Source organism: Streptomyces eurocidicus (genome assembly GCF_002891295.1).
Classification (GTDB): domain Bacteria; phylum Actinomycetota; class Actinomycetes; order Streptomycetales; family Streptomycetaceae; genus Streptomyces; species Streptomyces eurocidicus.
The window spans coordinates 804,557-826,042 of sequence record NZ_LGUI01000002.1 but is presented as its reverse complement, the minus strand read 5'-3'; the positions used below and the strand labels follow the sequence as shown (position 1 = coordinate 826,042).

Annotated in this window: 16 protein-coding genes; 4 read left to right on the top strand and 12 right to left on the bottom strand. The window is 73.9% G+C overall.

The window, feature by feature from the left end; translation table 11 throughout:
* Positions 1–126 precede the first annotated feature (126 nt).
* The 3 genes from rsgA to AF335_RS08425 all read left to right on the top strand — a co-directional run bounded on the left by rsgA (position 127) and on the right by AF335_RS08425 (position 3,590).
* Positions 127–1,161, top strand: coding sequence for a ribosome small subunit-dependent GTPase A (gene rsgA, locus AF335_RS08435; RefSeq protein WP_102917633.1), 1,035 nt, complete (start codon positions 127–129; stop codon positions 1,159–1,161).
* 447 nt (positions 1,162–1,608) lie between these two features.
* A complete protein-coding gene (locus AF335_RS08430; RefSeq protein WP_102917632.1) occupies positions 1,609–2,721 on the top strand; it encodes a PP2C family protein-serine/threonine phosphatase in 1,113 nt (370 codons plus the stop codon).
* 206 nt (positions 2,722–2,927) lie between these two features.
* Positions 2,928–3,590: a DUF1795 domain-containing protein gene (locus tag AF335_RS08425; RefSeq protein WP_146045470.1), complete on the top strand. Its 663-nt coding sequence runs from the start codon at positions 2,928–2,930 to the stop codon at positions 3,588–3,590.
* Between the two features lie 24 nt (positions 3,591–3,614).
* Here AF335_RS08425 and AF335_RS08420 read toward each other — a convergent pair whose 3' ends face one another.
* Positions 3,615–4,607 carry an Lrp/AsnC family transcriptional regulator gene (locus tag AF335_RS08420; protein WP_228773484.1) on the bottom strand — a complete coding sequence of 331 codons (993 nt, stop codon included), beginning with the start codon at positions 4,605–4,607 and terminating at the stop codon, positions 3,615–3,617.
* Positions 4,608–4,785: 178 nt separating this feature from the next.
* Here AF335_RS08420 and AF335_RS08415 point away from each other — a divergent pair, with 178 nt between their 5' ends.
* Positions 4,786–6,333: an MFS transporter gene (locus tag AF335_RS08415; protein ID WP_102917629.1), complete on the top strand. Its 1,548-nt coding sequence runs from the start codon at positions 4,786–4,788 to the stop codon at positions 6,331–6,333.
* A gap of 153 nt (positions 6,334–6,486) precedes the next feature.
* Here the strand turns inward: AF335_RS08415 and AF335_RS08410 are convergent, their stop codons facing one another.
* The 11 genes from AF335_RS08410 to AF335_RS08360 all read right to left on the bottom strand — a co-directional run bounded on the left by AF335_RS08410 (position 6,487) and on the right by AF335_RS08360 (position 21,483).
* The gene (locus tag AF335_RS08410) at positions 6,487–7,974 is read right to left on the bottom strand and encodes a DUF6519 domain-containing protein (RefSeq protein WP_102917628.1); all 1,488 of its coding nucleotides are present in this window, start codon (positions 7,972–7,974) and stop codon (positions 6,487–6,489) included.
* Positions 7,975–8,124: 150 nt separating this feature from the next.
* Positions 8,125–10,341 carry a hypothetical protein gene (locus AF335_RS08405; protein WP_102917627.1) on the bottom strand — a complete coding sequence of 739 codons (2,217 nt, stop codon included), beginning with the start codon at positions 10,339–10,341 and terminating at the stop codon, positions 8,125–8,127.
* Positions 10,338–14,210, bottom strand: coding sequence for a putative baseplate assembly protein (locus AF335_RS08400; RefSeq protein WP_102917626.1), 3,873 nt, complete (start codon positions 14,208–14,210; stop codon positions 10,338–10,340). Before AF335_RS08400 ends, AF335_RS08405 begins: the two co-directional genes overlap by 4 nt.
* Positions 14,207–17,419: a putative baseplate assembly protein gene (locus AF335_RS08395; RefSeq protein WP_244926960.1), complete on the bottom strand. Its 3,213-nt coding sequence runs from the start codon at positions 17,417–17,419 to the stop codon at positions 14,207–14,209. Before AF335_RS08395 ends, AF335_RS08400 begins: the two co-directional genes overlap by 4 nt.
* On the bottom strand, positions 17,416–17,835 hold the full coding sequence (locus AF335_RS08390) for a GPW/gp25 family protein (RefSeq protein WP_102917625.1): 420 nt from the start codon (positions 17,833–17,835) through the stop codon (positions 17,416–17,418). Before AF335_RS08390 ends, AF335_RS08395 begins: the two co-directional genes overlap by 4 nt.
* On the bottom strand, positions 17,832–18,164 hold the full coding sequence (locus AF335_RS08385; protein WP_146045469.1) for a hypothetical protein: 333 nt from the start codon (positions 18,162–18,164) through the stop codon (positions 17,832–17,834). The genes AF335_RS08390 and AF335_RS08385 overlap by 4 nt, the downstream gene beginning before the upstream one ends.
* 15 nt (positions 18,165–18,179) lie before the next feature.
* Positions 18,180–18,695, bottom strand: coding sequence for a phage baseplate assembly protein V (locus AF335_RS08380; RefSeq protein WP_102917623.1), 516 nt, complete (start codon positions 18,693–18,695; stop codon positions 18,180–18,182).
* A 32-nt stretch (positions 18,696–18,727) separates the two neighbouring features.
* Positions 18,728–19,870: a hypothetical protein gene (locus AF335_RS08375; protein ID WP_102917622.1), complete on the bottom strand. Its 1,143-nt coding sequence runs from the start codon at positions 19,868–19,870 to the stop codon at positions 18,728–18,730.
* Positions 19,863–20,228: a LysM peptidoglycan-binding domain-containing protein gene (locus AF335_RS08370; RefSeq protein WP_102917621.1), complete on the bottom strand. Its 366-nt coding sequence runs from the start codon at positions 20,226–20,228 to the stop codon at positions 19,863–19,865. The genes AF335_RS08375 and AF335_RS08370 overlap by 8 nt, the downstream gene beginning before the upstream one ends.
* A complete protein-coding gene (locus AF335_RS08365; RefSeq protein WP_102917620.1) occupies positions 20,228–20,878 on the bottom strand; it encodes a hypothetical protein in 651 nt (216 codons plus the stop codon). The genes AF335_RS08370 and AF335_RS08365 overlap by 1 nt, the downstream gene beginning before the upstream one ends.
* Positions 20,879–20,916: 38 nt before the next feature.
* Complete coding sequence (locus AF335_RS08360; protein WP_102917619.1) at positions 20,917–21,483, bottom strand: HEAT repeat domain-containing protein; 567 nt, start codon at positions 21,481–21,483, stop codon at positions 20,917–20,919.
* Positions 21,484–21,486 lie beyond the last annotated feature (3 nt).

The following is a 21,486-nucleotide window of genomic DNA, read 5'->3' as shown; positions in this document are numbered from 1 at the left end:
GGACAACCTTGGAGGGCCCCATGAAGAACGTCGCTGTGACGGGCCTGCCCCGAGTCCTGTCTTCCCGGGCACCCGCCTGAGCCTTCGCTCCGGGGGTCGCCCGCCTTCCCGAAGGGCGCCACTCCGTTGGCTTCTGTCTTTCCCGACCTTTCCGTTCTCGGCTGGGACGACGGCTTCGCCGCGTCCCTGAAGCCGGATCACCTTCCCGCGCGCGTCACGCGCGTCGACCGTGGCACGTGCGACGTGCTCACCGCCGACGGCGAGACACGCGTGGTCCACAGCGGCGCGCTCAAGCGGGCCGCCGCGGCCGACCCGGTCGCACTCCCCTGCGTGGGCGACTGGGTGGCCCTCCGGGGCGAGCTCCAGGAGGTGCTGCCGCGCAGGTCCGCGATCGTGCGGGCCGGTGTCACCCCGGGCGTCTCGCACGGCCAGGTGCTGGCCGCCAACGTCGACGTCGTCTACATCGCGGAACCGGCCGTGCCCGGCGTCGACCTGGGCCGGATCGAGCGTTTCCTGGCCCTGGCCTGGGAGAGCGGTGCCCAGCCGGTGGTGCTGGTCACCAAGGCCGACCTCGCCTCGGTGGATCTCTCCGAGGTGGCGGCCGCCGCGCCGGGGGCGACGGTCCGGGCGGTCTCGTCGACGACCGGCGAGGGCCTCGCGGACGTACGGATCCCGCCCGGCCGGACGGCCGTCGTGCTCGGCAGGTCCGGTGCGGGCAAGTCGACGCTGGTCAACGCCCTCGCCGGGGCCGGCCTCATGGCCACCCAGGAGATCCGGGCGGCGGACGGGCGCGGCCGGCACACCACCGTCCACCGCCAGCTGCTGGTCCTGCCGGACGGCGGTCTGATCATCGACACCCCGGGGCTGCGCGGTGTCGGCCTCTACGACGCCGAGGACGGCCTGTCCCAGGTCTTCTCGGAGATCGGGGAGCTGGCCGACCGGTGCCGTTTCCACGACTGCCACCACGAGGCGGAGCCGGGCTGCGCGGTGCTGGCGGCGGTCGAGGAGGGCGAGCTGCCCGAGCGGCGGCTGGCCTCGTGGCACAAGCTCCAGCGGGAGGCGGCCTGGATGGCCTCCCGCACGGACGCCCGGCTGAGGGCGGAGAAGACCCGCGAATGGAAGATCATCCATAAGTCCATGCGCGGGAGGAACCGCCCGTAGCGCGTCACCGTGCGCGCACCCTGTGACGAGTGCGCGCACGGCCGGGTGCGCGCACGGCCGGGGGCGGACCGGTCCGCGCGGAGGACCACAGCCGTGGCGGAGGTCGGCGGCGGAGGTCGCGCGAAAGGGCGACGAGGTCACCTCGGCGTGAGCCCGGCACGGGTGGCCTCGGGGTCGCCATGGCATCGGCGAGGCCGTCGGACGCGGGCGCCGTCTTGTGGTCGGACATGACGCCTCCCCTTCACCGGCGCGTCGGGACGTGCTCCCTCCGCCTGCCCCGGAGCGGGCTTCCGGTACGCGGGACGGGCGCGGACCGGTGCCGCACCGGCGGAGGCGGCCGTTCGGGCCGTACCCATACAGCCGCCCCATGACTGGCAGGCGCATTCCGGCCCGGAGATGCTTGACCGTGTTGTCCGGCTTGTACGGCACGGAAGAGCGGGAGCTGGCGTGAGGGCACCGAGTGCGGGGCGTACCGCCGTGCGGCGATGGTCCCTGCGTCACCTGTGCTGGCTGCCCGTCCTCATACTGGCCGGGGGCGCCCTCCTCGACTATCACACCTCTCCGCACTTCAGCGCGGAGGCGTTCTACACGGCCGCCCCGATGACCGCCGCCGCGCTGCTGTCACTGCGGGCGACGATCCTGTCGGGCATCGCCGCCTGTGTCACCGATTACCTGCTCCTCACCCACTTCGGCTTCATAGGGGACTCGGGTGGGCGGAGCGAGCTCGCGGCGGTCGCGACCGTCTCGGCCTTCGCCGTCGTCGTCAACCGCCTCATGTACTACAGCGACGTACGGCTGCAGTCCGCGCGCAGGATCGCGCTCGCCGTCCAGAGCGCCGTGCTGCCACGGCCGCCGGCCTCGGTCGGCTCCTGCCGGATCGCGGTGCGGTACGAGGCGGCGGCGAAGGACGCGCAGATCGGCGGGGACCTCTACGGCGTGCAGGACACCCCGTACGGGGTGCGCTGCCTGGTGGGCGACGTCCGGGGCAAGGGCATGGGCGCGGTCAAGGCGGTGGACGTGGCGCTCGGGGTGTTCCGGGAGGCCGCCGACGACGAGCCCACGCTCGTGGGGGTCGCGGCCAGGCTGGAGCGGGGGCTGCGGCGGGAGGCGGACCGACGGCCGGGGCTGGAGCGGACCGAGGGGTTCGTCACCGGGGCCCTGGCCGAGATCCCGCGCTCCGGTGACGAACTGCGGCTGGTCAACCGCGGCCACCCGGCGCCGTTGCTGTTGCACGGAGGCCGGGTGCGCTGCGTGGAGCCGTCGGAGCCGTCCCTTCCGCTGGGGCTCGCGGGGCTGCTGGGCGCCGACGAGGACCGGACCGACACGGTGCCGTTCCCCCCGGGGTCGACCCTCCTGCTGTACACCGACGGCCTCACGGAGGCGCGCGACCGCGCCGGTGTGTTCTACGACCCCGTCGCCGGGCTGACCGGGCGTGAGTTCCCGGGCCCGGACGCGCTTCTCGACGCCCTCCTCACCGATGTCAGCCGGCACACCGGTGGCCGTATCACCGACGACATGGCGCTGCTGGCGGTGACCCGGGACGTCGACGGGAGCCCGTGAGGCCACCGCAGGAGCCGAAGGCCCTTCCCCAAGGCCCGGGCCGGCGTCGGCCGGGGCGAGGGGCCGTCCTACGAGGCCGACGCGGACCGGCACACGGGGAAGACGAGGACCGCCACCGGGAACAGCGCGCCGGGGCGGTGGATCTGAGTACCCGGCTGAGTACGAGCACTCAGGGCCCGGCCGGACGGGACGGCGATGCTGGGGGCATGACGACTCCCCCTCTCATCGACCCGCCGCGGTATCCGCCCTTCCCCACGGCCCCTCCCGGCCCGGCCCCGCTCCCCGGCCGGGCGCCGCGTGGGCGTCGGGCGGTGGTGGCCGGTTCCGTCGCGGCGCTGGTGCTCGCGGTGGGCGGGGGCGGCGCGTGGTGGCTGACGCGTGGCGACGGGGACCCGCTGGCCGGCCGGCCCCGGGTGTCGGACGACGCGGCCGGGCTGTCGTACGCGATACCCGAGGGGTGGGAGCACAGCGATCGGGACAAGCTGATCGGCGCCTTCACCTCGTCCGTCGGCACGTCGGGCGACGACCGCGAGGGAGGGAGCACCGTCCTCGCCGGGCGGGCCGGGGCCATCCCGGAGGAGGCGCTGAAGCCCCGGGCGGAGCGGGCGGCCCGGTCGAACGCGGTGTTCTTCGCACCGGACGGGCGGTCTGTGCAGGAGGAGTCCCGGGCCACGGAGGTGAGCGGCCGTCCGGCGCACACGGTGGTGCTGCGGCTGGACGACGGCAAAGGCGGCGTCGGCCATCTCAGGATGACCGTCGTCAAGGTGGACGACAGCCGCTCCGCCTTCCTGCTGGGCATCGCCCAGCCGGCCGGGCCCGGCGAGCGGCGCACGGTCGACGCCGTACTGGAGAGCGCCGCCGTGAAGTGAGCGCGGCCGCCCCGGGCCCGCGCCTCAGCGCGGCGGGTCGAAGAGCCGGCTGCCGTCGCTGAGCAGCCCCGCCCGCTTGACGTGGCGGAGCACCGGGACGACCTCCAGCTGGTGCACGGACGTCAGCGCGCCGATCTCTTCCGTGATGTACCTGTACAAGGCGTGCTGGTCCTTGCAGAGCACCGACGCGGCGAGGTTGCTGGCGCCGGTCATGGCCGCGACGAAGGGGACCTGGGGGTGGTCGGCGAGTGCGCGGCCGACCTCGGCCAGGAGGCTGGGGGCCACGGTCACGGCGAGCGCGGCCTCCGTCCGGTAGCCCAGGTGGACGGGGAGGATCTCGACCTCGAAGGTGAGCGCCCCGGCCCCCCGCAGATACTCCAGGCGGCGGCGCACCGTGGACTCCGACCGGCCGGTCGCCTTGGCGAGTTCGGGGTAGCCCGCCCGGCCGTCCCGCGCGAGTACGGCCAGCATCGCGTGGTCGAAGTCGTCGAGCCGGACGGTGTCCTCGCAGTTCACCGGCGGCAGCACCAGGGCCTGGATCTGTTCCTCGCCGAGCTCGGCCGGGCCCAGCCAGTGGCCGGGACTGCCGCTGTACCGGTGGAGGAGGCTCTGCGCCGAGACCCCCGTGACCTGCCGGGTGCCGGGCAGTTTCTGGAGCAGGAGGGCCTCGTGGTCCTCCGAGGTGCGGGAGCTCACCATGCACCCGACCTCGGCGCCACCGGCGAGGATCTTCACCCAGCCGGTGTCGGGGCGGTGGGCCAGCGCCTCGGCGATGGCCACGGCCGAGCCCGGGACGCACTGGATGCGCAGCCGGGACTCGTGCATGCCGACCCGGTCGCCCACCGGGAGGCCGAGCACCCGGAGCAGCCCCGCCCCGCGGAGCCGGCGGTACCGGCGGATCACGGTCTGGTCCGTGGTCTCCAGGACGGCGGCGAGGCGGCTGAAAGCGGCCCGGCCGTCGATCATCAGGGCCTGGACGAGCTGCCGGTCGAGGAGATCGAATCCATGGTCGTTCATGTTTTCGAGCATCTCATACGGAATGTGCGTCGGATTCCGTCAGCCAGACCTCTCCAGTTTCCGGAAACCGCCCGTCCGATGCGAACTTCGACCTGGTCGGAAGCGCGGCTCCCCGGGTGGTACCCGGGGAGCCCGTCGCGCTTCCGGCCTCGTTCGTGACAGACCTCTGGAGGTTCGGATGCGTAAGTGGCTGCCGCTCGTAGCGGTGTGCCTGGGAACGTTCATGCTGCTGGTGGACGTCACGATCGTCGTGGTGGCGCTGCCCGACATGGCCGAGAGCCTGCGCACCTCCTTCGCGGACCTCCAGTGGGTGATGGACGTCTACGCGCTGGCGCTCGCCGCGCTGCTGCTGGGCGTGGGTTCGCTGGCCGACCGGGTCGGCCACCGCCAGGTGTACGTCGTGGGCCTGGTGCTGTTCGCGCTCGCCTCGCTGGCCTGCGGCCTGGCGACGGGCCCGGCGGCCCTGATCGCCTTCCGTGGTGTGCAGGGCATCGGCGGGGCCGCGATGCTGGCCACGACGACGGCACTGATCAGCAGCATCTACCAGGGCAGGGACCGCGGGGTGGCGTTCGGCGCCTGGGGTGCCGTCAGCGGCGCGGCGTCGGCGGCCGGGCCGGTCCTGGGCGGTCTGCTGACCGAGCACCTGGACTGGCGGTGGATCTTCTTCGTGAACCTGCCGATCAGCGTGCTCGCCATCGTGATGACCCTGCGCTTCGTCGCCGTGCCGCCCGCCCGGCGGTCCCGGGGCGTCGACCTGCCCGGCATGGCGGCCTTCACCGTCGCGGCGGGTGCCGCGACCTACGCGCTGATCAAGGGCAGCGACAACGGCTGGGGCTCGGCCACCACCCTGGGGCTCTTCGGTCTCGCCGCGGTGGCGCTGCTCGCGTTCCTGCTGATCGAGAAGCGCCGGCGGGAGCCGCTGCTGGACCTCTCGCTGTTCCGCCAGGGGTCGTTCTCCGGGCTGATGGTCGCCGCGGTGCTGCTGTCCGTCGCCGCGTTCTCCTACCTGGCCTACACCTCGCTGTGGCTCCAGTCCGTACGCGGCATGGGGCCCGTCACTGCCGGTCTCACGTGTCTGCCCATGAGCCTGGCCGCGTTCCTCGTCGCGTCGCTGTCGGGGCGCTTCCTGCACGGCGCCTCGCCGCGCTGGACGGTCGGTCCGGGTCTGCTGCTGATCGGCGCGGGCGCGTTCCTCCAGGCGACGATCGACGCGGATTCGAGCTGGACCGTCCTGGTGCCGGGGCTCGCCGTAACCGGCGTCGGCGTCGGACTCGCCACCCCCATGCTGGCGTCCGCGGCGCTGGCCTCGGTCGCGCCCGAGCGCGGCGGCATGGCCAGTGGCGCCGTGAACACCGCGCGCCAGCTGGGGAACGCCCTGGGCATCGCCGTGCTGGGGGTCGTCTTCCACGCGGGGATGACCGGCGCGCTCCGGGACCACGGGAAGGGTGCCGTGGCCGATCCCGCCGCGACGGCCGACGCCCTCGCGGGCGGTCAGGCGGGCGCCGTCATCGCCCACGCCGGACCGGCGGAGCGGGCCGCGGCCGGGCGTCTGGTGCACGACGCCTTCGCGACCGGGCTGCAGCAGACCTTCCTGGTCTCCGGCGCGCTCGGCGTGCTCGGCGGCCTCGTCGCGGTGGCGCTCGTACGCCGCCCCAAGGCTCCGGCCGCATGGCGGACGGAGCGGCCGGCGGCGGCCGTCATGGAGGCCGAGCCCGCGCGTCCGTGACGAGCGGGCGGCCGCGGAAGGCGCCGTACCGATTCCCCGCCGCAGGGCCGGGGCCGGGAGCCCGTCGAGGCCGCCGGCCCCGGCCCTGCGGCGTGGGCACGACGGAACATCAGCCGGCCTCTTCGGGGGAGGCGGGCGCCCCCTCTCCGGCGGTCACTGCTGCGGGGCGGGCTCGACCGGCCCGGCCAGCGGCCTGAAGACGTACCGCAGGTCGGTCTGCGCCGCCTTGCCGCCCACCACCCAGGCCAGCGGGGCGTAGTGCACCTCGATGCCCGCCGGGTTCTGGAGCAGCGGCCGGGCGTCCGGCGTGGCGGGCCACTCCACCGTGCCGGTGACGGTGCGCGCGGGGACGGTCCAGTAGTCACCCGGCCGGTAGCGGCCGCCGGGCTCGAACCAGATCTGGACGCCGTCCTCCAGGTCGGTCCACGCACCCTCCGTCAGCTTGAGGGCACCGTCGCCGTGCTGCTCGGCGGTGCTCCGGCCGCCGCCGGGGGCGCGGTGGTCCCAGCGGCGGAGGAAGGGGTGCAGGCCGGGCAGCCTGCCGGTGCCCCGGCCCGGTTCGGCGTCCAGCCGCACCCGGCGGCCGGGCAGGTCGACCTCCTCCACCCTCAGCAGGCCGGCGGGTTCGCCGCGGCTGGTGTAGGCGGAGTCGGCGAGCTCCACCCGGTCCCCCGCGTTCAGATCGAGCTTGTCGTCCTGGCCGAGCGTGGCGAGCTCCACCCAGGTGCCGTCGAGCGCGGTCACCGGGAAGACGACGGAGCCGTTCTCCCGCGACCACTTGAAGGTGGCCGTCCCGGCTGTCCCGGCCGTCCCACCGGTGTGGATCTCCACGCGGTACAGCTGGTTCTCCGGGCCCCGGTAGCGGGAGTCGGGCGGGATCACACAGGGGTCCTCGTCGGTGCGCTCCGGGCGTTCGGTGCGGAACGCGGCCGCGGCGGCCGGGGCACGCTGCTTGTCGGCCCAGGCGCGGAAGGCCGTGCGCAGCTGGTCGGGCGTCGGGTTCTCCGGGGCGCCGAGGTCGGTGCCGGTCAGGGGCAGTACCTGCCAGACGGTCTTGATCCTGGCCGCCGTGTCCGGCAGGGCGGCGCCGAGGGCGACCTCGCGGATCGCGGGGTCCTCGGCGGCGGTGACCGTCCGCTCCCACACCTTGAGGTAGACGAGATAGGGCGACTGGGCGGGCAGCCGGTCGGCCGGGTTCTCCGCGTCGCGGTAGGCGTCGGGCTGGTCCCAGTACGTCCAGATGGTGCCGGCGAGCGGGTCCGGCTCCCCGTCGGCCCCGGCCTCCGGCCCTTCGGGGGCGGCCGGGGCCTTTGCCCGGGCGGTGGGCTCGTGCTCGGCCGGTGTCCCGGGCGCCGGGCGGTCGGCGTCGCACAGGATGCCGTCCACGTAGTACCGCCCGCCGTGGACGGCCAGGTCGTCGGGCTTGTTGCCGCCCGGCCGGAACTCGATGCGGAAGCCGACGGCGCCGTACGGGCCGCCGTGCTGCCCTATCAGGTCGGCGGTCAGGGTGCGGGCCTGGTGCCGGGTGATCGCCGCCTGCTCGTTGGCGTCGGCGTCGAGCTGGACCCGGCCCTGCTGGGCGAGCACGCCGGAGTAGTGCTGGGCGGGCCGGAAGGTGAGGCGGGAGAGGTCTGCGTGCATGGGTTCGTTCCCCTCGAATAGCGCGGAATGCGTGGCCGGCCGTCGGGCGAGGGACTTCGCCGGGCCGGGACCGGGCCGGAGGCGGGCGGTACGGGCGGCGTGGCGCCGGGTGACGCGGGGCCGGATGGCGCGGGGCCGGATGACGCGGGGTCAGGTGACGTGGATGATCCCCGCGTCGGTGCCGGCCGGTGAGAACTCCTCCAGGCGGGCGCGCAGGCTGTCCTCGCGCTGGGGCTGGAAGAGCTCGTGGAAGGCGCCGAGTTCGGAGCCGTCCTCGGCCCCTCGGGCGATCTCCGGGGCGCAGCCGTCGGCCAGTTGGCCGTAGGCCGGGGTGCCGTAGCGGACGCTGGTGAACACCGGCCGTACGCGGGCCGACTCGGCGTCCTGGAGCCCCGGGACGTCCTCCCACGGGATCTCGCCCTTCGCGGCCCGCTCCCGGACCGCGGCGCGCACCTCGTCCGGCTGGCAGTGGTAGCGGCGCGGGGTGCGCGAGCCCGGCGGCACGTAGCAGAAGCGCACGCAGCCGGTGCCGCGCCGGGCGGTGTGGACGCGGCCGGTGAAGATACTGTCCTCGGCGAGCTCGACGGCGTGCACATGGACCTCGCCGATCACCGTGGTGCGGTGGGCGCGCAGCACGGCGTGGGCGAGGCGGCACTCGGGCCCGGACAGGGCCTCGCGGCCGGAGCCGGTGGCGTCCAGAACGCTGTCGGCGATGTGGATCTCCAGTGGGTCGGTGCCGGCCTCGTCGCCGACGACCTCGATGGTGCCGAGGACGCTGCGCTCGATCTGCACACAGGCGGTGGTGCACTCCATGACCAGGCTGGGCTCCTGCGGCGAGTGCGGTTCGCAGCGCGGCTCCAGCGACCAGCCGGGCACCAGGGTGCAGTGCCGGAGGACGACGGAGCCGACCGGGCCGGTCACGCTGATGCCCCGGCCGGTGACGAGAAGCCCGTCCAGGACGACGCGCGGCCCGGGCCCGTCACCGGGGTTGCCGTGGATGTTGAGGGCGTCGGGCCGGTTGCTGTACCAGTCGAGCAGCCGGATGACCGGGCGCGCGCCCTCGGCGGCGCGCACCTCCAGCCGCTCCCCGGGGGACAGGTCGAAGTCCAGCTGCTCCTGGTGGGCGCCGCTGTGGGTGAGCTCGATGACGGCTTCAGCGCCGCCGTCGGCGCGCCACTGCTCGTAGGCGTCCATGATGCGCTCGAAGGGCCGGTCCGGCCCGACCTGGTAGACGGCGGCCCGGGGCGGGGTGTCGCGTTCCCGCGGATACTCCCCGCCGCCGGTGTCGTCGGCGAACGCGTAGTGGTAGCTGACCCAGACCCCGTGCCGGGGCGCGCAGCGGGTGCCGAAGGCGATGCGGCCGAGCTCGGGGTCGAGGACGACCTGGCCGCGCCGGGCCCGGTAGGTCCAGTCGGACAGGTCGGCGACGACGATCTCGGCGGGCGGTACGGGTTCCTCCTCGTCGTCCCGCCAGACGGTGAAGGAGCGGCCGGGGCCGTAGTGGTCGGTGAGCCGGTCGGCGAGCTGTCTGCGGCGGATGAACGCGGGGACGTTGTCCATGGTGGCCAGGTGCGAGGCCGAGGGCTCCGGCTCGGGCCGGGCCACCAGGGGGCTGTCGCTGCCGAGGATGGAGAAGGTGTAGAGGTTGCGGGCGCGGTCGATGCAGTAGGCGGGCGCGTGGGTCACCGGGTAGGGCTTGAGCCGCCAGACGAACAGGCCGACGCCCGCCGGGCCGTACCCGCCCTGCCGGCGGGCGGAGGCGGCCCGCCGTACGTCGACGCCGTGCGCGGCCGGGTCGAAGGCGCCGCCGAGCAGGTCCAGGGCGGCGCCGTCGCGGAGGTCGAGCAGCCGGCCCCGGGTCAGCCGGGTCGCGGCCGCCGCCGCCTCGCCCGCCCCGAACAGGCGCACCGGCTGGTGGGCGCCGAGCAGCCGGGCGAACTCGACCGCCCTGGCGGGCCATTCGGCGACCGACGCCGAGAGTTCCTCCAGCAGTGCCAGGGTGCCCTTGCGCCGCCGGTTGGCGACGGTGTCCGCGACGTCGCGGCGGGGGGCCAGCCGGGCGGCGAGGCGCCGCCGCGACTCGGCCGTGCCGCCGCCGGGGCCGCCCGGGGACAGGCCGGTGGTGAGCACCTCCTCGTAGCCGGGCAGGATCCGGTAGCCGACGAGGTCGCCGAGGTAGGGCACGGCCCAGTCGGCGCAGGTCTCGACGAACCAGTCCTCGTAGCCCTGTTCCACTCCCGAGCGCACCAGGTCGACCTGCTCGGCGAGCACGGCGAGCAGGGCCCGCAGCGGCTCCCCGGCCTCGGCGTCGCGCAGTTGGTGCCACTGCGGGAGCAGTGCCAGCAGGCCGTCGGGGTCACGGTTCACGCCCGTGCCTCCTTAAGGATCAGTGTGTCCGGCACGTCCGGGGAGAGCAGCGCCAACTGCGCCGGGCGGATGCCGCGGAAGACGAGGACCACGCGCCCCTTCCGCAGCGGGCGGGTGTCGGTGATGTCGGGGTTGAGGCGCAGCAGTTCGGCGACGGTGACGCCGTTCCTGGCGGCGACCTCGGTGAGGGTCTCGGTGGTCTCCCGGCCCGGCGGCGAGACGGTGTAGCGGTCCTCCTCGTACGCGGCGAGCCGGGCGCCGACCACCGGCTGCGGGCGCTTCAGCTTGCCGGGGAGCTCCTCCAGGCCCTGCGGGGTGAGGCTGCCGGGGACGCCGGTGAACACATCGACGTCCACGTACTCCACGCCCGGTACGGACTGTGCCGTGGCCAGCACCTCCGACAGGTGGGCGGGCGTGCCGAGCTCGCGCGCGGGATAGCCGAGCCGGGCGAGCAGCGCCCGGCGCAGGGCGGGTTCGACGAGGTCCCAGGTGTGGTCGGGGTGCACTTTGACGTTGGCCGCGACGATGAGGAGCACCAGTTCGCGTACGGCCACGGTGACCGGCACCCGGGGGTCGCCGTGGGCGGCGAGGGAGGTGCGCAGGGTGCGCACGATGTCGGAGTCGTCGGTGAGCGCGATGTCGTCGACACCGGCGACGGTGAGGTGGACGGTGCGCCGGGTGCCGTCGAAGATCTCCCGGGCGGCGGCCCTGCCGATGCCGGCCCGGGAGCGGGCGAAGTCCTCGTAGTCGGGTACGGAGACGAGCCGGTCGAGGGCGGTGACGGCCAGGGGGATGTTGCGGCGGGCGAGGCGGGGGCCGTCCGGGTCGGCGCCGCCGGTGGCGGGCAGCGGGTTGACGACGGCGGTGACGCCGAGGGGCCGGGTGGTCGGCTGGGTGATGCGGCCGGCCTTGACGTTGGCGGTCCTGCCGACGCCGATGCGGTAGCGGGCGCGGACGTTCTCGTGTCCGGTGGGCAGGCGCGAGCCGTGCACGCCGTCGCCGAAGGTGAGGGTGGTCCGGCCGTCGGCGGATCCGGTGCTGCCGGTGACGAACACCCGCTCCAGCGGGCCGCGTCCGGCGAGGCTGTCGACCTCGTGCCAGCGCACGCCGTCCACCCGGACCTCCAGGGTGCTCTCGGCGCCCAGCGGATTGCCGGCGGCGAGCCAGGTGAGCGGGGACTGCCAGAGGGTGAACGTCTGGTTGGCCCTGCTCGCGTCGCCACTGCCGATCGGCTCGTCGCGGGTGGCGCCGTGGGTGGCCCGGGCGACGTTGCCGTGGATGCGCAGGCTCTCGCGGCGGTAGCGGAAGGCGAGGTTCGAGGTGAGGACGAGGGTGGTGTGCACGGCGTCGCCGGGCAGCGCGGGGTCGACGCTCTGCCGGACCTCGGCGACCATGGCGAGTTCGGTGCCGATGACCCCGGTGGTGCCGGGAATGTCGGTGCGCTCGCCGCTGAACACCAGCAGGCGGCCGGGTGCCAGTCCGTCGTGGAGCCCGGCGAGTTCGATCTTGTTGCCCTGGACGTCCTCGGTGACGGTCTCCTCGGCGAGGCGGAGGGTGTCGCCCCGGGCGAAAACGGTGGTGTCCCTGATGTGGGCGAGGTTGGTGTCGAAGTCATCGAGCCAGTCGTCCTGGAGCGTGAGTTCGGTGACCTTCCCGGTGATGCCGAAGGCGGCGCGGGAGATGACGCGGACGTCGGCGACCCGGGTGACGACGTGGGCGAACTCCTTGCTGCCGGGGATCTGCCCGGGGCTGCCCTTCCGGGGGCGTTCGACGGCTATCCAGCTGCCCGGGGCGATGCCGTCGTACACGGCGTCGAGGGCCAGTCTGTTCCGGTCGGTGACCTCGAGCTGGGTGTTGATGACGACCTCGACGGTGGCGGGCTTGTCGGCCGGGGTGCTGCGGCGGGCGGTGACGTCGAGCTTGCCGAGAATCTGCTTCGGCGAGGTCTCGTCGGGGCCCAGGAGGAAGACCACGTCGGGGTCCGTGCCGTTTGTGACGGTCACCCGCACCTTCTTGTCCTTGCCGGGCCGGGAGACGAAGACGGTGGCCTTGGGGAGCTTGGGCAGCAGGTCGGCGGTGACGCCGAGCCGCTGCGGGTCCGGGGGATCCGCCGGGGCGGCCGCGCCGGGGCCCGGTTCGGGGGGCGGGAACGTGGTGTGCACCCGGACCGTTCCCGGCCCGACGCCCTCGACGTCCTTGGGGGGCAGTTCCCGGTCGGTGGGGAGTACGAGCTCCTTGGCCGACGTCGTGGAGCTGGCCACCGCGTAGGCGAAGGCGATCTGCGCGGGGATGGTGGCGTCCTTGTCGTAGGTGACCGTGGTGCCGAGCGAGGCGAGGCCGGAGAGCCGCCAGTCGTCGTAGTCGATCCCGCCGTTCGGCTTGACGGGCATGGGCGCGGTCGCCCCGAACGGTGTCGCCGTGACCCTCATGACCTGCACCGCGCCGAGCGCGAGCGGCGCCGTCAGGTCCGCCTTCCGCCAGGCGTCGTGCAGTCCCTCGTGGATCCGGGCGTCGAGCGCGGCCAGCAGCTGGGCGCCGGTGTCGGAGCCGGGGGCGTAGACGCGCTCGGGGTCCCGGGCGAGGTGGCGGGCGTCGACCGGGGGGCGTACGGGCGCGGTGCGCAGCGCGGGGAGCAGGGCGCCCAGGCCGCGGAAGGCCGGGTGGGCGGGCGCCGCCGGGGCGTTCTCCCGCACGCCGGGTTCCTTCGTGGGGTCGTCCCCGAGGCGGAGTCCGTCGAACAGCGGCTCGTGCGCGCCGCCGGGGACCGGGGGCGGTTTCGGCTTGCCCTCGGCGGGCTGCGGGGGTTCCAGGGCCCGGGCCTGTCCGACGAGTGCGGTGAACTTCCCGGCCAGGGCGTCGAACCAGGCGGCGACCCGTGGATACGGGCGGGCGAGATCGGCGGCCTCGCGGACGCGCTGCCCGTCGCGGGACAGCCGGTCGGCGAACGCGGACACGGTCTTGAGGCTGTCCAGGGCCTTGTACAGGGGGGTGAGGACGTCCTCCTGGAACCGGTCGACGAGGCGGCTGTTCTGGGGGCGAGGCGGGGTGGTCGGCTCCTTCTCCGACGAGGAGATCCACTTCTCCAGCTCCTCGCGCAGCCCCTTCAGGGAGGGCTGGGCGGCGGTGGGGAGGCCGATCTCGGTGAGGTCGTTCTCGCGGTCGAGGCGGACGTGGGGGACGGTGCGCAGGAAGCGTCTGTCCCGGGCGGACGGCTCGGCGCTGAAGACGAACAGCAGCTGATCGCCGGGCTTGACGTTGTTGGCGGTGCCCGCGACGAACAGCTCCGTGCGCTCGGCCAGGAGCCGGGGCGTCACCTGGTAGGGGCGGCGGCGCAGCACCGGGAGCTCGTTCCACGACCAGCGGGCGGTCAGCTCCTCCGCCGTCTCGAACGACTGCGGCTCCTCCCCCGGCCCCGGCACGCTCTGGCTGCGGGCGCCGCGCGGGATGAGCACGGGTGTCTCCCGGCCGGGGTTCGGGTCCCGGTCGAGGGCGTAGGCGAGGACGGTGTCGGCGGCCACGCCGGGGCGGGGCCGGTGGCCGACGAGCCGGCCGAGCAGGGCGAGGGAGCCGTCCTCCGTGGCGGTGCGCAGATAGCCCTCGTTGGCGATCCGCTCGGAGTAGAAGGTGAGCAGGTCGCCGAGGACCGCCCAGGCGTCGAGCAGGGCGATCGCCGGGTCTTCGGGGGTGCGTACGGTCAGGTCGCGCAGCGCCGGGTAGGCGGGTCCGGAGAGCCTGGCGAGCATGGAGGAGAGGAACTCCCCGTAGGTGCCCACCCGGTGGCGGACGGCGGTGAGGCCGGGCGGGTTGGTCACCTCGGTGGGTGTCGCCGTCGCGGTGCCCCGGCAGCCGCAGTCGCATCGGCCGCTCATCGGCCGCCTCCGATCTCGATGCCGAGTCGGCCGTTCTCCGGCCAGTCGGGGTCGTTGTCGCATTGGGCGATCTCCAGCGGCCCGAGCCGCAGCAGCCCGGCCTCCAGCTCGCCGTCGTCGTGGTGGTGGAGCCGGCGCAGCCGGGTGGCGTGGACGCTCACGACGCCGGGTACGGCGGCGGCCGCGGCGACCAGGCGGCTGACGCGGACGGGTTCGCCGAAGGTGAGGGCGTCGGGGTGGAAGAAGCCGCGCCGTCCGTCGGCGAGGGTGCGGGTGCCGAGCACGCGGCGCAGCTCGGCGAGGACGTGTCCGCGCTGGAAGCCGGGGGCGGCGCACACGGTGAGGGAGATGTCGAGCGGGACCAGGCGGGCGGGGTGCACCACGACGTCGTGGCCGATCCGCCGGTAGCCGTCGAGGACATGGCCGACGGCCGCCAGGAGGACGGCGTCCGGGGCGGCCGTGCCGAGCGGGTCGACGGCCACCTGCACCTCCTGTGTGGTGCCCGTCCAGCGGATGTCGGCGGCGGCGCGCTGCACCCCGGGGACACGGGCGGCCAGTTCGGCGTAGTCGTCGGCGGTGACGGCGCGCAGCCGGGTCCGCCGCGGTGCCAGGGGCGCGAGCCGGCGTACGTCGTCCAGGGACTCGGGGGCGGTGCCGCCGGCGGCGGCGAGCGGGTTGCGCACCCGGGTGACGCCGGGGGATCCGGCGCGGCACAGGAGGAGGTGGTTGATGGCCTCGGCGCCGACGTTGCCGGTGGGGCCGTTGCCGGTCCGGTAGGAGAGCTCCAGGGTGGCGCCGGGCGGTGGGGCGGCGCCGTGGCGGCCGTCGCCGAAGCGCAGGGCGAGCCTTCCGTCGTCCTCCAGCTCGCCGACGAAGTGCCGGTCCCGGCGGCCGCTGGAGAGGAGGTCCCGGCGGGGCAGCCAGGTGGGCGCCCGGTCCGCCGGCTCCTCCTCCGGGTCTTCGGCCCGCTCCTCGGTGACGACGACGGCGGGCAGGGCCGTCCGGGGGTCCTGGCCGGTCCCGGTGGCGGGGCCCGCGAGCCGGGGGTCGGCCGGGTCGAGGCCGTCGGCGTACGCGGCTCCCCAGTCGTGCAGGATCTCCCAGGTGACGCGCGGGTCGAGGACACCGCCGGCGCGGGCCCGGGCCACGAGCACCGAGAGGCGGCGCAGTTTGCCCGCGAGCAGCCGTCCGCGGCGGGCGATGAGCTCGCGCAGGGCCTCGGCGGGCCGTTCGGCGAGGTGGAACCGTTCCAGGGTGGCGGCGCCGAACACGACGGTCAGCTCGGCCACCTGGTCCGGTGTCGGGTTCTCGCCGTCGTGGACCTGCGCCCAGAGCTCCTCCAGGCGGAGGCGCAGCCGCTCGGGGAGGGTGGCGAGCAGGTCGGCCTGGCTCGCGGCGACCTGCTCGGGGGCGGGGTAGGGGGCGGCCTGGGTGACGGGTGCTTGGAGCAGTAAGGGCCGGAAGCGCGCCGGGAGCCCCGGGTAGGACGTCTGGGCGAGGAGGGTCTCCAGGGCGGCGGCCTGCGCGTCGGCGCCGGGCGGCACCACCCGTTCCTCGCCGTCGGCGCCGGGGACCAGGTGGACGTCGAGTCCGGCGCGGGCCACGGCGGGCTCGCCCACCAGGCGGTGGAGCTCGCGTACCTGGCCGGGCTCCAGCTGGTACCCGTCCCGGGCCCGGTCGAGCAGGTCGTGGACGGCGGCGGCGGATCCGGTGGTCTCCGCCCGGTCGCCGCAGCCGAACTCCGGTGGCTCGCAGCCGGGGACGGTGACGGGGGCGGGCGGGACCGTGACGCGCTCCGGTTCCCCGTAGCAGTGGGTGAGCGAACGGCCGTGGTCGACGAGGACGACGTTCGCCCGGACCAGGCTGACGTCGGTGAGCGGCGCGCAGTCGGTGCCGGCCCGGCCGGAGAGGCACACCGGGAAGGTGAGGGCGTCGGCCGGGGCCCAGGTCACCTCGACGACGGGCTGGTCGTACAGCTCGTCGACGAGGGGGGTGACCGAGGTGAGCCGGACGGCCTGGCGGTGGGCGGGGTCGGCGTCGGCGGGGGCGCCGGTGCGCGGGCCGAGGACCTCCTCGATCAGGAGCACGTCGCCGGGGCACAGCGCGAGGACCCGCTCGCGGTCCTCGTCACCGTCCCCTTCTCCTTCCGGCGCGCTCCCGTCCCCGCACACCCATTCGTCGCGCAGGGTGGCCCCGGTCGCCCCCTCGGGCAGGTAGCAGTCCTCGTCGCCCCAGGTCCACAGGCGGACGGCGTTGTGTGCGGGGCGCAGGTCGAGGTCGCACCGGTCGAGCGGTTCGAAGACCTCCACGAGGGCGGTCTCGGCGAGGGCGTCCAGTTCCTCGTCGGGGACCACGGTGCCCAGGTCCGGTCGTTCCTGCGGGGTGAGGGCGCTGACGTCCACGGCGGCGAACCGGAAGGTGCCGGACGCGAGCGTCAGGGCGGTGTCCACCTCCAGGGCCACGAACGCGCGGGCGTTGCAGCCGTCGTGCATGGGGTAGTCGACGAGCCGGACGTGGCGGCGTACGGAGACCCGGCGGCGGGCGGTGTCGAGGTACGCCTCGGTGGCCACCGCGTCCTGCTGGTAGCCGATCTGGTCGGCGGTGTGGGCGAGGAGCTCGACGAGCGTCACTCCGAGGTCCGGGACGTGCCGCTCGGTCCAGTCGGGGGTGGTGAGCGTCATCCGGTCCAGGGCGAGGCGCCGCAGGGTCTCGTAGTCGCGTGCGGTGTAGTCGATGACCGGGTGCGGCCGCGGCCGCGGCGGGCAGGGTTCCTGGTCCCGGCAGTCGAAGGGGGTGGGGCAGGACGGGCCGAAGGCGAACCCGGCCCGGTGGTAGCGGGGGTCGAAGCCGCGGTACGGCTCCTCGCCCGGTCGCCCGTACGCGTCGGTCTCGACGACCGCCAGGGTGTAGGGGGAGGTGTCGCCGGCCTTGTCGAGGGTGACCAGCATGCGGTCGTCGAGCTCGGGGTCCGCCGTCACCTCCACGGTGACCGCGGTGGCGCGGATGCCGGTGACGCGTCGGCCGCCGTCGATCCGTATGTTCCCCGGGCCCATACGGCCCGGTGAGGGTGCCTTGCCGAGGAAGGTGACGGTGAGGGTGCGGCCGTCGTCGCTCACCTCGATCTCGTCGACGCCGTTCAGCTCCGCGGCCCGGACGTCGTCCCGTCTGCGTTCCGTGGCGCAGTTCTGCGCCGTTGTCCCGCCTGTCACGCCGCTCCCCGTCCTTCGAACTCTTCGACGCGGTGCGAGCCGGTCCGGCGCACCACGTAGACCAGGTGCACCCGCACCACGTTCTCCTCGCTCACCACGTCGAGCGACTCCACCTCGATCACGTCGCCGAGCCAGCGTTGGAGGGCCGCCTGCACGGTGAGCTGGAGCGCGGCGGCCAGTTCGGGGCTGTTCGGGGCGAAGACCAGGTCGAGCAGCCCGCAGCCGAAGTCGGGGCGCATCACGCGCTCGCCGGGGCTGGTGAACAGCAGTTGCTCGATCATGTCGCGGACGTGGTCGTCGTAGCCGGCGTCCGCGGTACGGCCCCGGGTGCCGATCCGGAACGGGAAGGCGATGTCGGTCCGGCGCGGCCCGGAGGCGGGCGCCGTCGGACCCTGGTTCCCGCGCGGCCCGTTCACCGGCCCACCACCCGCTGCTGGACCACGGACACGTTGGGCGGCCCTTGCGGCGCCTGGTCGGGGGCCAGGCACAGGCCCGTGGAGGAGCGCAGGACGGCCGGCGAGCCGTTGATCCTGATCCGGGTGGAGGGCGCCACCCAGCGGATCGTCACGCAGGGATGCGGGGTGTTGGCCAGGAAGAACGGGCAGCCGCCGACGGTGTCCAGGTCCGCCACGGAGGCGGCGAAGTTCCCGCCGACGACCACCCTGACCTGCGCGGGCAGGATGGTGGCGCGTGCCCCGTGCGGGCAGGTCACCGTCGCGTTGACGTGCAAGAGATTTCCGGACAAGGGAACCCTCCTCTCTCAGGTCACGCTCAGGGCGTCCTGGTTGATGGTCACGGTCGGGCCGATGAGCGTGATCTTCGCTCCCTGGCCGTTGTCGATCTCGATCCCGGAGTCGTTGATCACGATGGAGGCGCCGGTCTCGGACCTGAGGGTGATGCCGGTGACCGGGTCGTCGGAGAGGACCAGCGTCCGCCGGCCCAGCGTCGTCCGCAGGACGTGGTTGGGCGCGGCGGGGAGGCCGGTGAGCGCCTGCGGGGGCAGTTCGCTCTCGTGGCCGTACCAGCAGCCGGACCAGATGGGGTCGCTGGGGTTGCCCTGCTCGAACTCCATCCACACCCCGGACCCGACCGGGGGCACGGCGTAGTGCCCCATCCCCCGGCCGGCCACCGGGAAGCAGGGCATGGCCCAGTTGGACGGCGTCTTGCCGAGGACGTCCGTCACCAGCGCCGTGATGCGTCCGCGCCGCTCCGGATCGGTGTTGTTCACCACGGTGCCCCGGTACTTGCCGAGGTAGCGGGTGGGTTCAGTGGCCATGCGTCTGCTCCTGTGCTCCTGTTCCGGGGGCTTTACGGGCGTACGACGGGCGTGCGGGAGATCAGGCCCTCGCGGGCGAGGGTGAAGTTCTGGGTGTAGGCGCCTCGTTGGAGGTTGTGGGTGACGCTCTTGACGAAGTACAGGCCGTCGTAGGTGATCCCCGCGCCGCGTACGCCCACGAGTTCGCGGGGGCGCAGGACCTGGCCGTAGCGGACGACGTCGAGCTGCCCGGAGCCGGAGACCGCGTCGGCGGACTCCATGGCCTTGGCGAGGGTCTCGGCCAGGGCCGATCCGGGCTCCTTCTTCGCCGCGTCCTTGACCGTCGTCTTCTTCAGCGCGGGTGCGGGCTTGAGGGCCAGCGGGGGTCGCAGGATGCTCACCTCGGGGATGGGCAGCAGGGTCGAGATCTTGGTGGTGGGGAGCTGCACCCGCGCCCTCGGCTCCTCTCGGGCGGTGCCGTCGAAGGCGAAGGTGAGCTGGTCGACGTTGGACAGGGCGTCCATGTTCACGTTGAGCGCGCGCTGGGGCAGGCCGAGCCGTACCTCCGGTCCCCAGTAGGCCCGGCTCATACCGGGGACGGGCCCCGGGTCGAGGTAGAACACGTATCCGTTGGCTTTCGCCAGCTCGCTGATGTAGGCGAGGTCGGTCCCGTTCTGGGCCTCCACCCGGTGCGTGGGCAGGGACACCTGCGGGATCACCTCGGGGACGACCAGCGGGGTGATGCCGTACTGGGCGTAGCGGGTGAGCATCACGGCGACCCGGCCGGCGGGCGACATCGCGGGGTAGTCCTCGCCGGTCCGGTCGTCCAGGTCCATCAGCACGGTCAGGTCCTCGCCGGTGACGGTGAGGGTGGACTGGCCGGGCTGGTTGCTGATGCCGACCTCCTGCCGGATGAGGACGCCGTCCATGAGGACGGTGGGGGTGCCCTGGACGGTGACGACGAGCACGACCCTGATCTCGGGGTCGAAGAACCCGCCGGGCAGCAGGGCGGTGTTGATCAGCCCGTTCTTCGACAGGTCGAACGCCAGCTGGAACCCGCTGCGCTGTCCGCTGGCCACGGTGACCTGGGCGGACAGCAGGGCGTCGGTGACGGGCTGCGGCACGGGCACGGGGATCCGGGGCCCCATCATCAGGGTCAGCCGGATCGGTCCGGTGGTGACCGGGGCGTCAGCCATTCGCGGCTCCGGGTACGCCCTCCGGGAGCGCGATCCGCAGTCTGCGGCCCGGGGTTCCCGTCAGCTCCCTGGGGTCGGTGACGGGGTTGGCGTCGGCGATCTGCCACCACTGCTCGGCGCTGCCGAGGTAGTGGTACGCGAGCAGGTCCGGCCGGTCGCCGACGCTGACGGTGTGCTCGGTGAGGGTGCCCAGCCGGGCGGGGTCGGGCAGCAGGCGCCGCCTGAGGTACGGGGTCTGCCGGCCGTCGGGCTCGGTGTGCACGGCGACGGGGACGTCGTGGTAGCGGCTGGAGCGGGGGTAGGCGGAGGGGGCGGGTAAGCCGTCCGGGATGTCGGCGCCGTATCCGTCGGTGGCCATCAGAAACCCCCTCCGTTCCCGAGCCCGAGGGCGCTGCGGTTCCCGCCGGCGGCGGGCCCGATGAGCTGTTCCTTCTGTGCGAGGTGCGCGAGGTGCAGCTCCGCGCCCCGGTGCCCGGTGGGCAGATCGTTGACGGTCAGCACCCTCAGCCCGATCCCGACCGAGGCCCGGATCGGGTTGAGCTCGACGTCGAACGCCTCCTCGGTGATGGTGAGCTCGGTGATCCGTACGGGCAGCACCCGGTTCTTTCCCCAGGTGAACAGCGTCAGCGGGGCCTCGATCGGCGTGAGTTCCAACGTACCGAGTGCGGCGAGCGCCTGATTGCGCCTCAGGAGCGCGCTGGGCGGGTGCAACAGCGTCTCCAGCGCGGCGAGCTGCGGCTGGATCCCCTGCGGAACCGGCAGCTCCATCTGATCGGTGGCGTCGATCTCCGCCGTGAACTTCCAGGTCTCGGCGGCGGGGCCCTTGAGCCGTAACGCCTCGGTGCGGTCGCCGGCGCCTTCCGCGCCGGCGGCCTGGGGGGCGAGGGAGCGTTCCAGGGAGTCGGGGTTGAACTGGAGGACGATGATGCCGCGGGGGGTGCCGCGTTGGGGGTCGACGATGACTATGCCGGAGCGGATGGGTTTGGGGAGGTCGGGGTAGCGGGTCATGTGCTCTCCCCCCTTCGCGAGAATCGCATGCTCATACGTTATTCACCGCCATGCAGGCGGATTCCCTCCAGAAGAATGTCCGCGTTCTCCCGGACATGAGGAACCGGGTCACTGTCACGCAATTGCGTTACCAATTCCACAAGGGCGGGATCCGGCCGGTACCCGGCTGCCACCACCACCGCTTGACGGATTCCCGGATCGGGGTCGGAAGCGGCCGTCCGGAATTCTTCCAGGACGGCGCCGTCCAGCTCGTCGACGACGAGGGCGAGCCCGTACAGGCTCCGCAACCGCTCGTCCCGGCCAACCGCGTCACACAGTGCGGCGAGCGCGTCGGACCGCGACCACACGCTCAGGGATTCCCGGATCCGCCGCTCCACCACAGCCACCGCGGACCCCCGCAAGGTGAGGTACGTCAGGCCGATGGGCCGGTCCTCGACACGGTGGATCTCGGTCCCGCCATCGTCGGTCCGCCAGATGTCGACGCAGGCTCCGGCTTCCTCCTCTCCCATTTCGTAAATGTTCCAGTCGAGGTTCCAAGCCAGGTCTTCCACGTCGTCCCGGCTGACCTCCGGACCGAGTACCAGCCGCTTTTCGAAGCTCACCATCGG

What these genes read in the sequence shown, in the direction of transcription:
- AF335_RS08425 (WP_146045470.1), top strand. Translation starts at nt 2,928, where the DNA reads ATGACGACTCCCCCTCTCATCGACCCGCCGCGGTATCCGCCCTTCCCC.
- AF335_RS08420 (WP_228773484.1), bottom strand. Translation starts at nt 4,607, where the DNA reads ATGAACGACCATGGATTCGATCTCCTCGACCGGCAGCTCGTCCAGGCC.
- AF335_RS08415 (WP_102917629.1), top strand. Translation starts at nt 4,786, where the DNA reads ATGCGTAAGTGGCTGCCGCTCGTAGCGGTGTGCCTGGGAACGTTCATG.
- AF335_RS08410 (WP_102917628.1), bottom strand. Translation starts at nt 7,974, where the DNA reads ATGCACGCAGACCTCTCCCGCCTCACCTTCCGGCCCGCCCAGCACTAC.
- AF335_RS08400 (WP_102917626.1), bottom strand. Translation starts at nt 14,210, where the DNA reads ATGAGCGGCCGATGCGACTGCGGCTGCCGGGGCACCGCGACGGCGACA.
- AF335_RS08380 (WP_102917623.1), bottom strand. Translation starts at nt 18,695, where the DNA reads ATGGCCACTGAACCCACCCGCTACCTCGGCAAGTACCGGGGCACCGTG.
- AF335_RS08375 (WP_102917622.1), bottom strand. Translation starts at nt 19,870, where the DNA reads ATGGCTGACGCCCCGGTCACCACCGGACCGATCCGGCTGACCCTGATG.
- AF335_RS08370 (WP_102917621.1), bottom strand. Translation starts at nt 20,228, where the DNA reads ATGGCCACCGACGGATACGGCGCCGACATCCCGGACGGCTTACCCGCC.
- AF335_RS08365 (WP_102917620.1), bottom strand. Translation starts at nt 20,878, where the DNA reads ATGACCCGCTACCCCGACCTCCCCAAACCCATCCGCTCCGGCATAGTC.
- AF335_RS08360 (WP_102917619.1), bottom strand. Translation starts at nt 21,483, where the DNA reads ATGGTGAGCTTCGAAAAGCGGCTGGTACTCGGTCCGGAGGTCAGCCGG.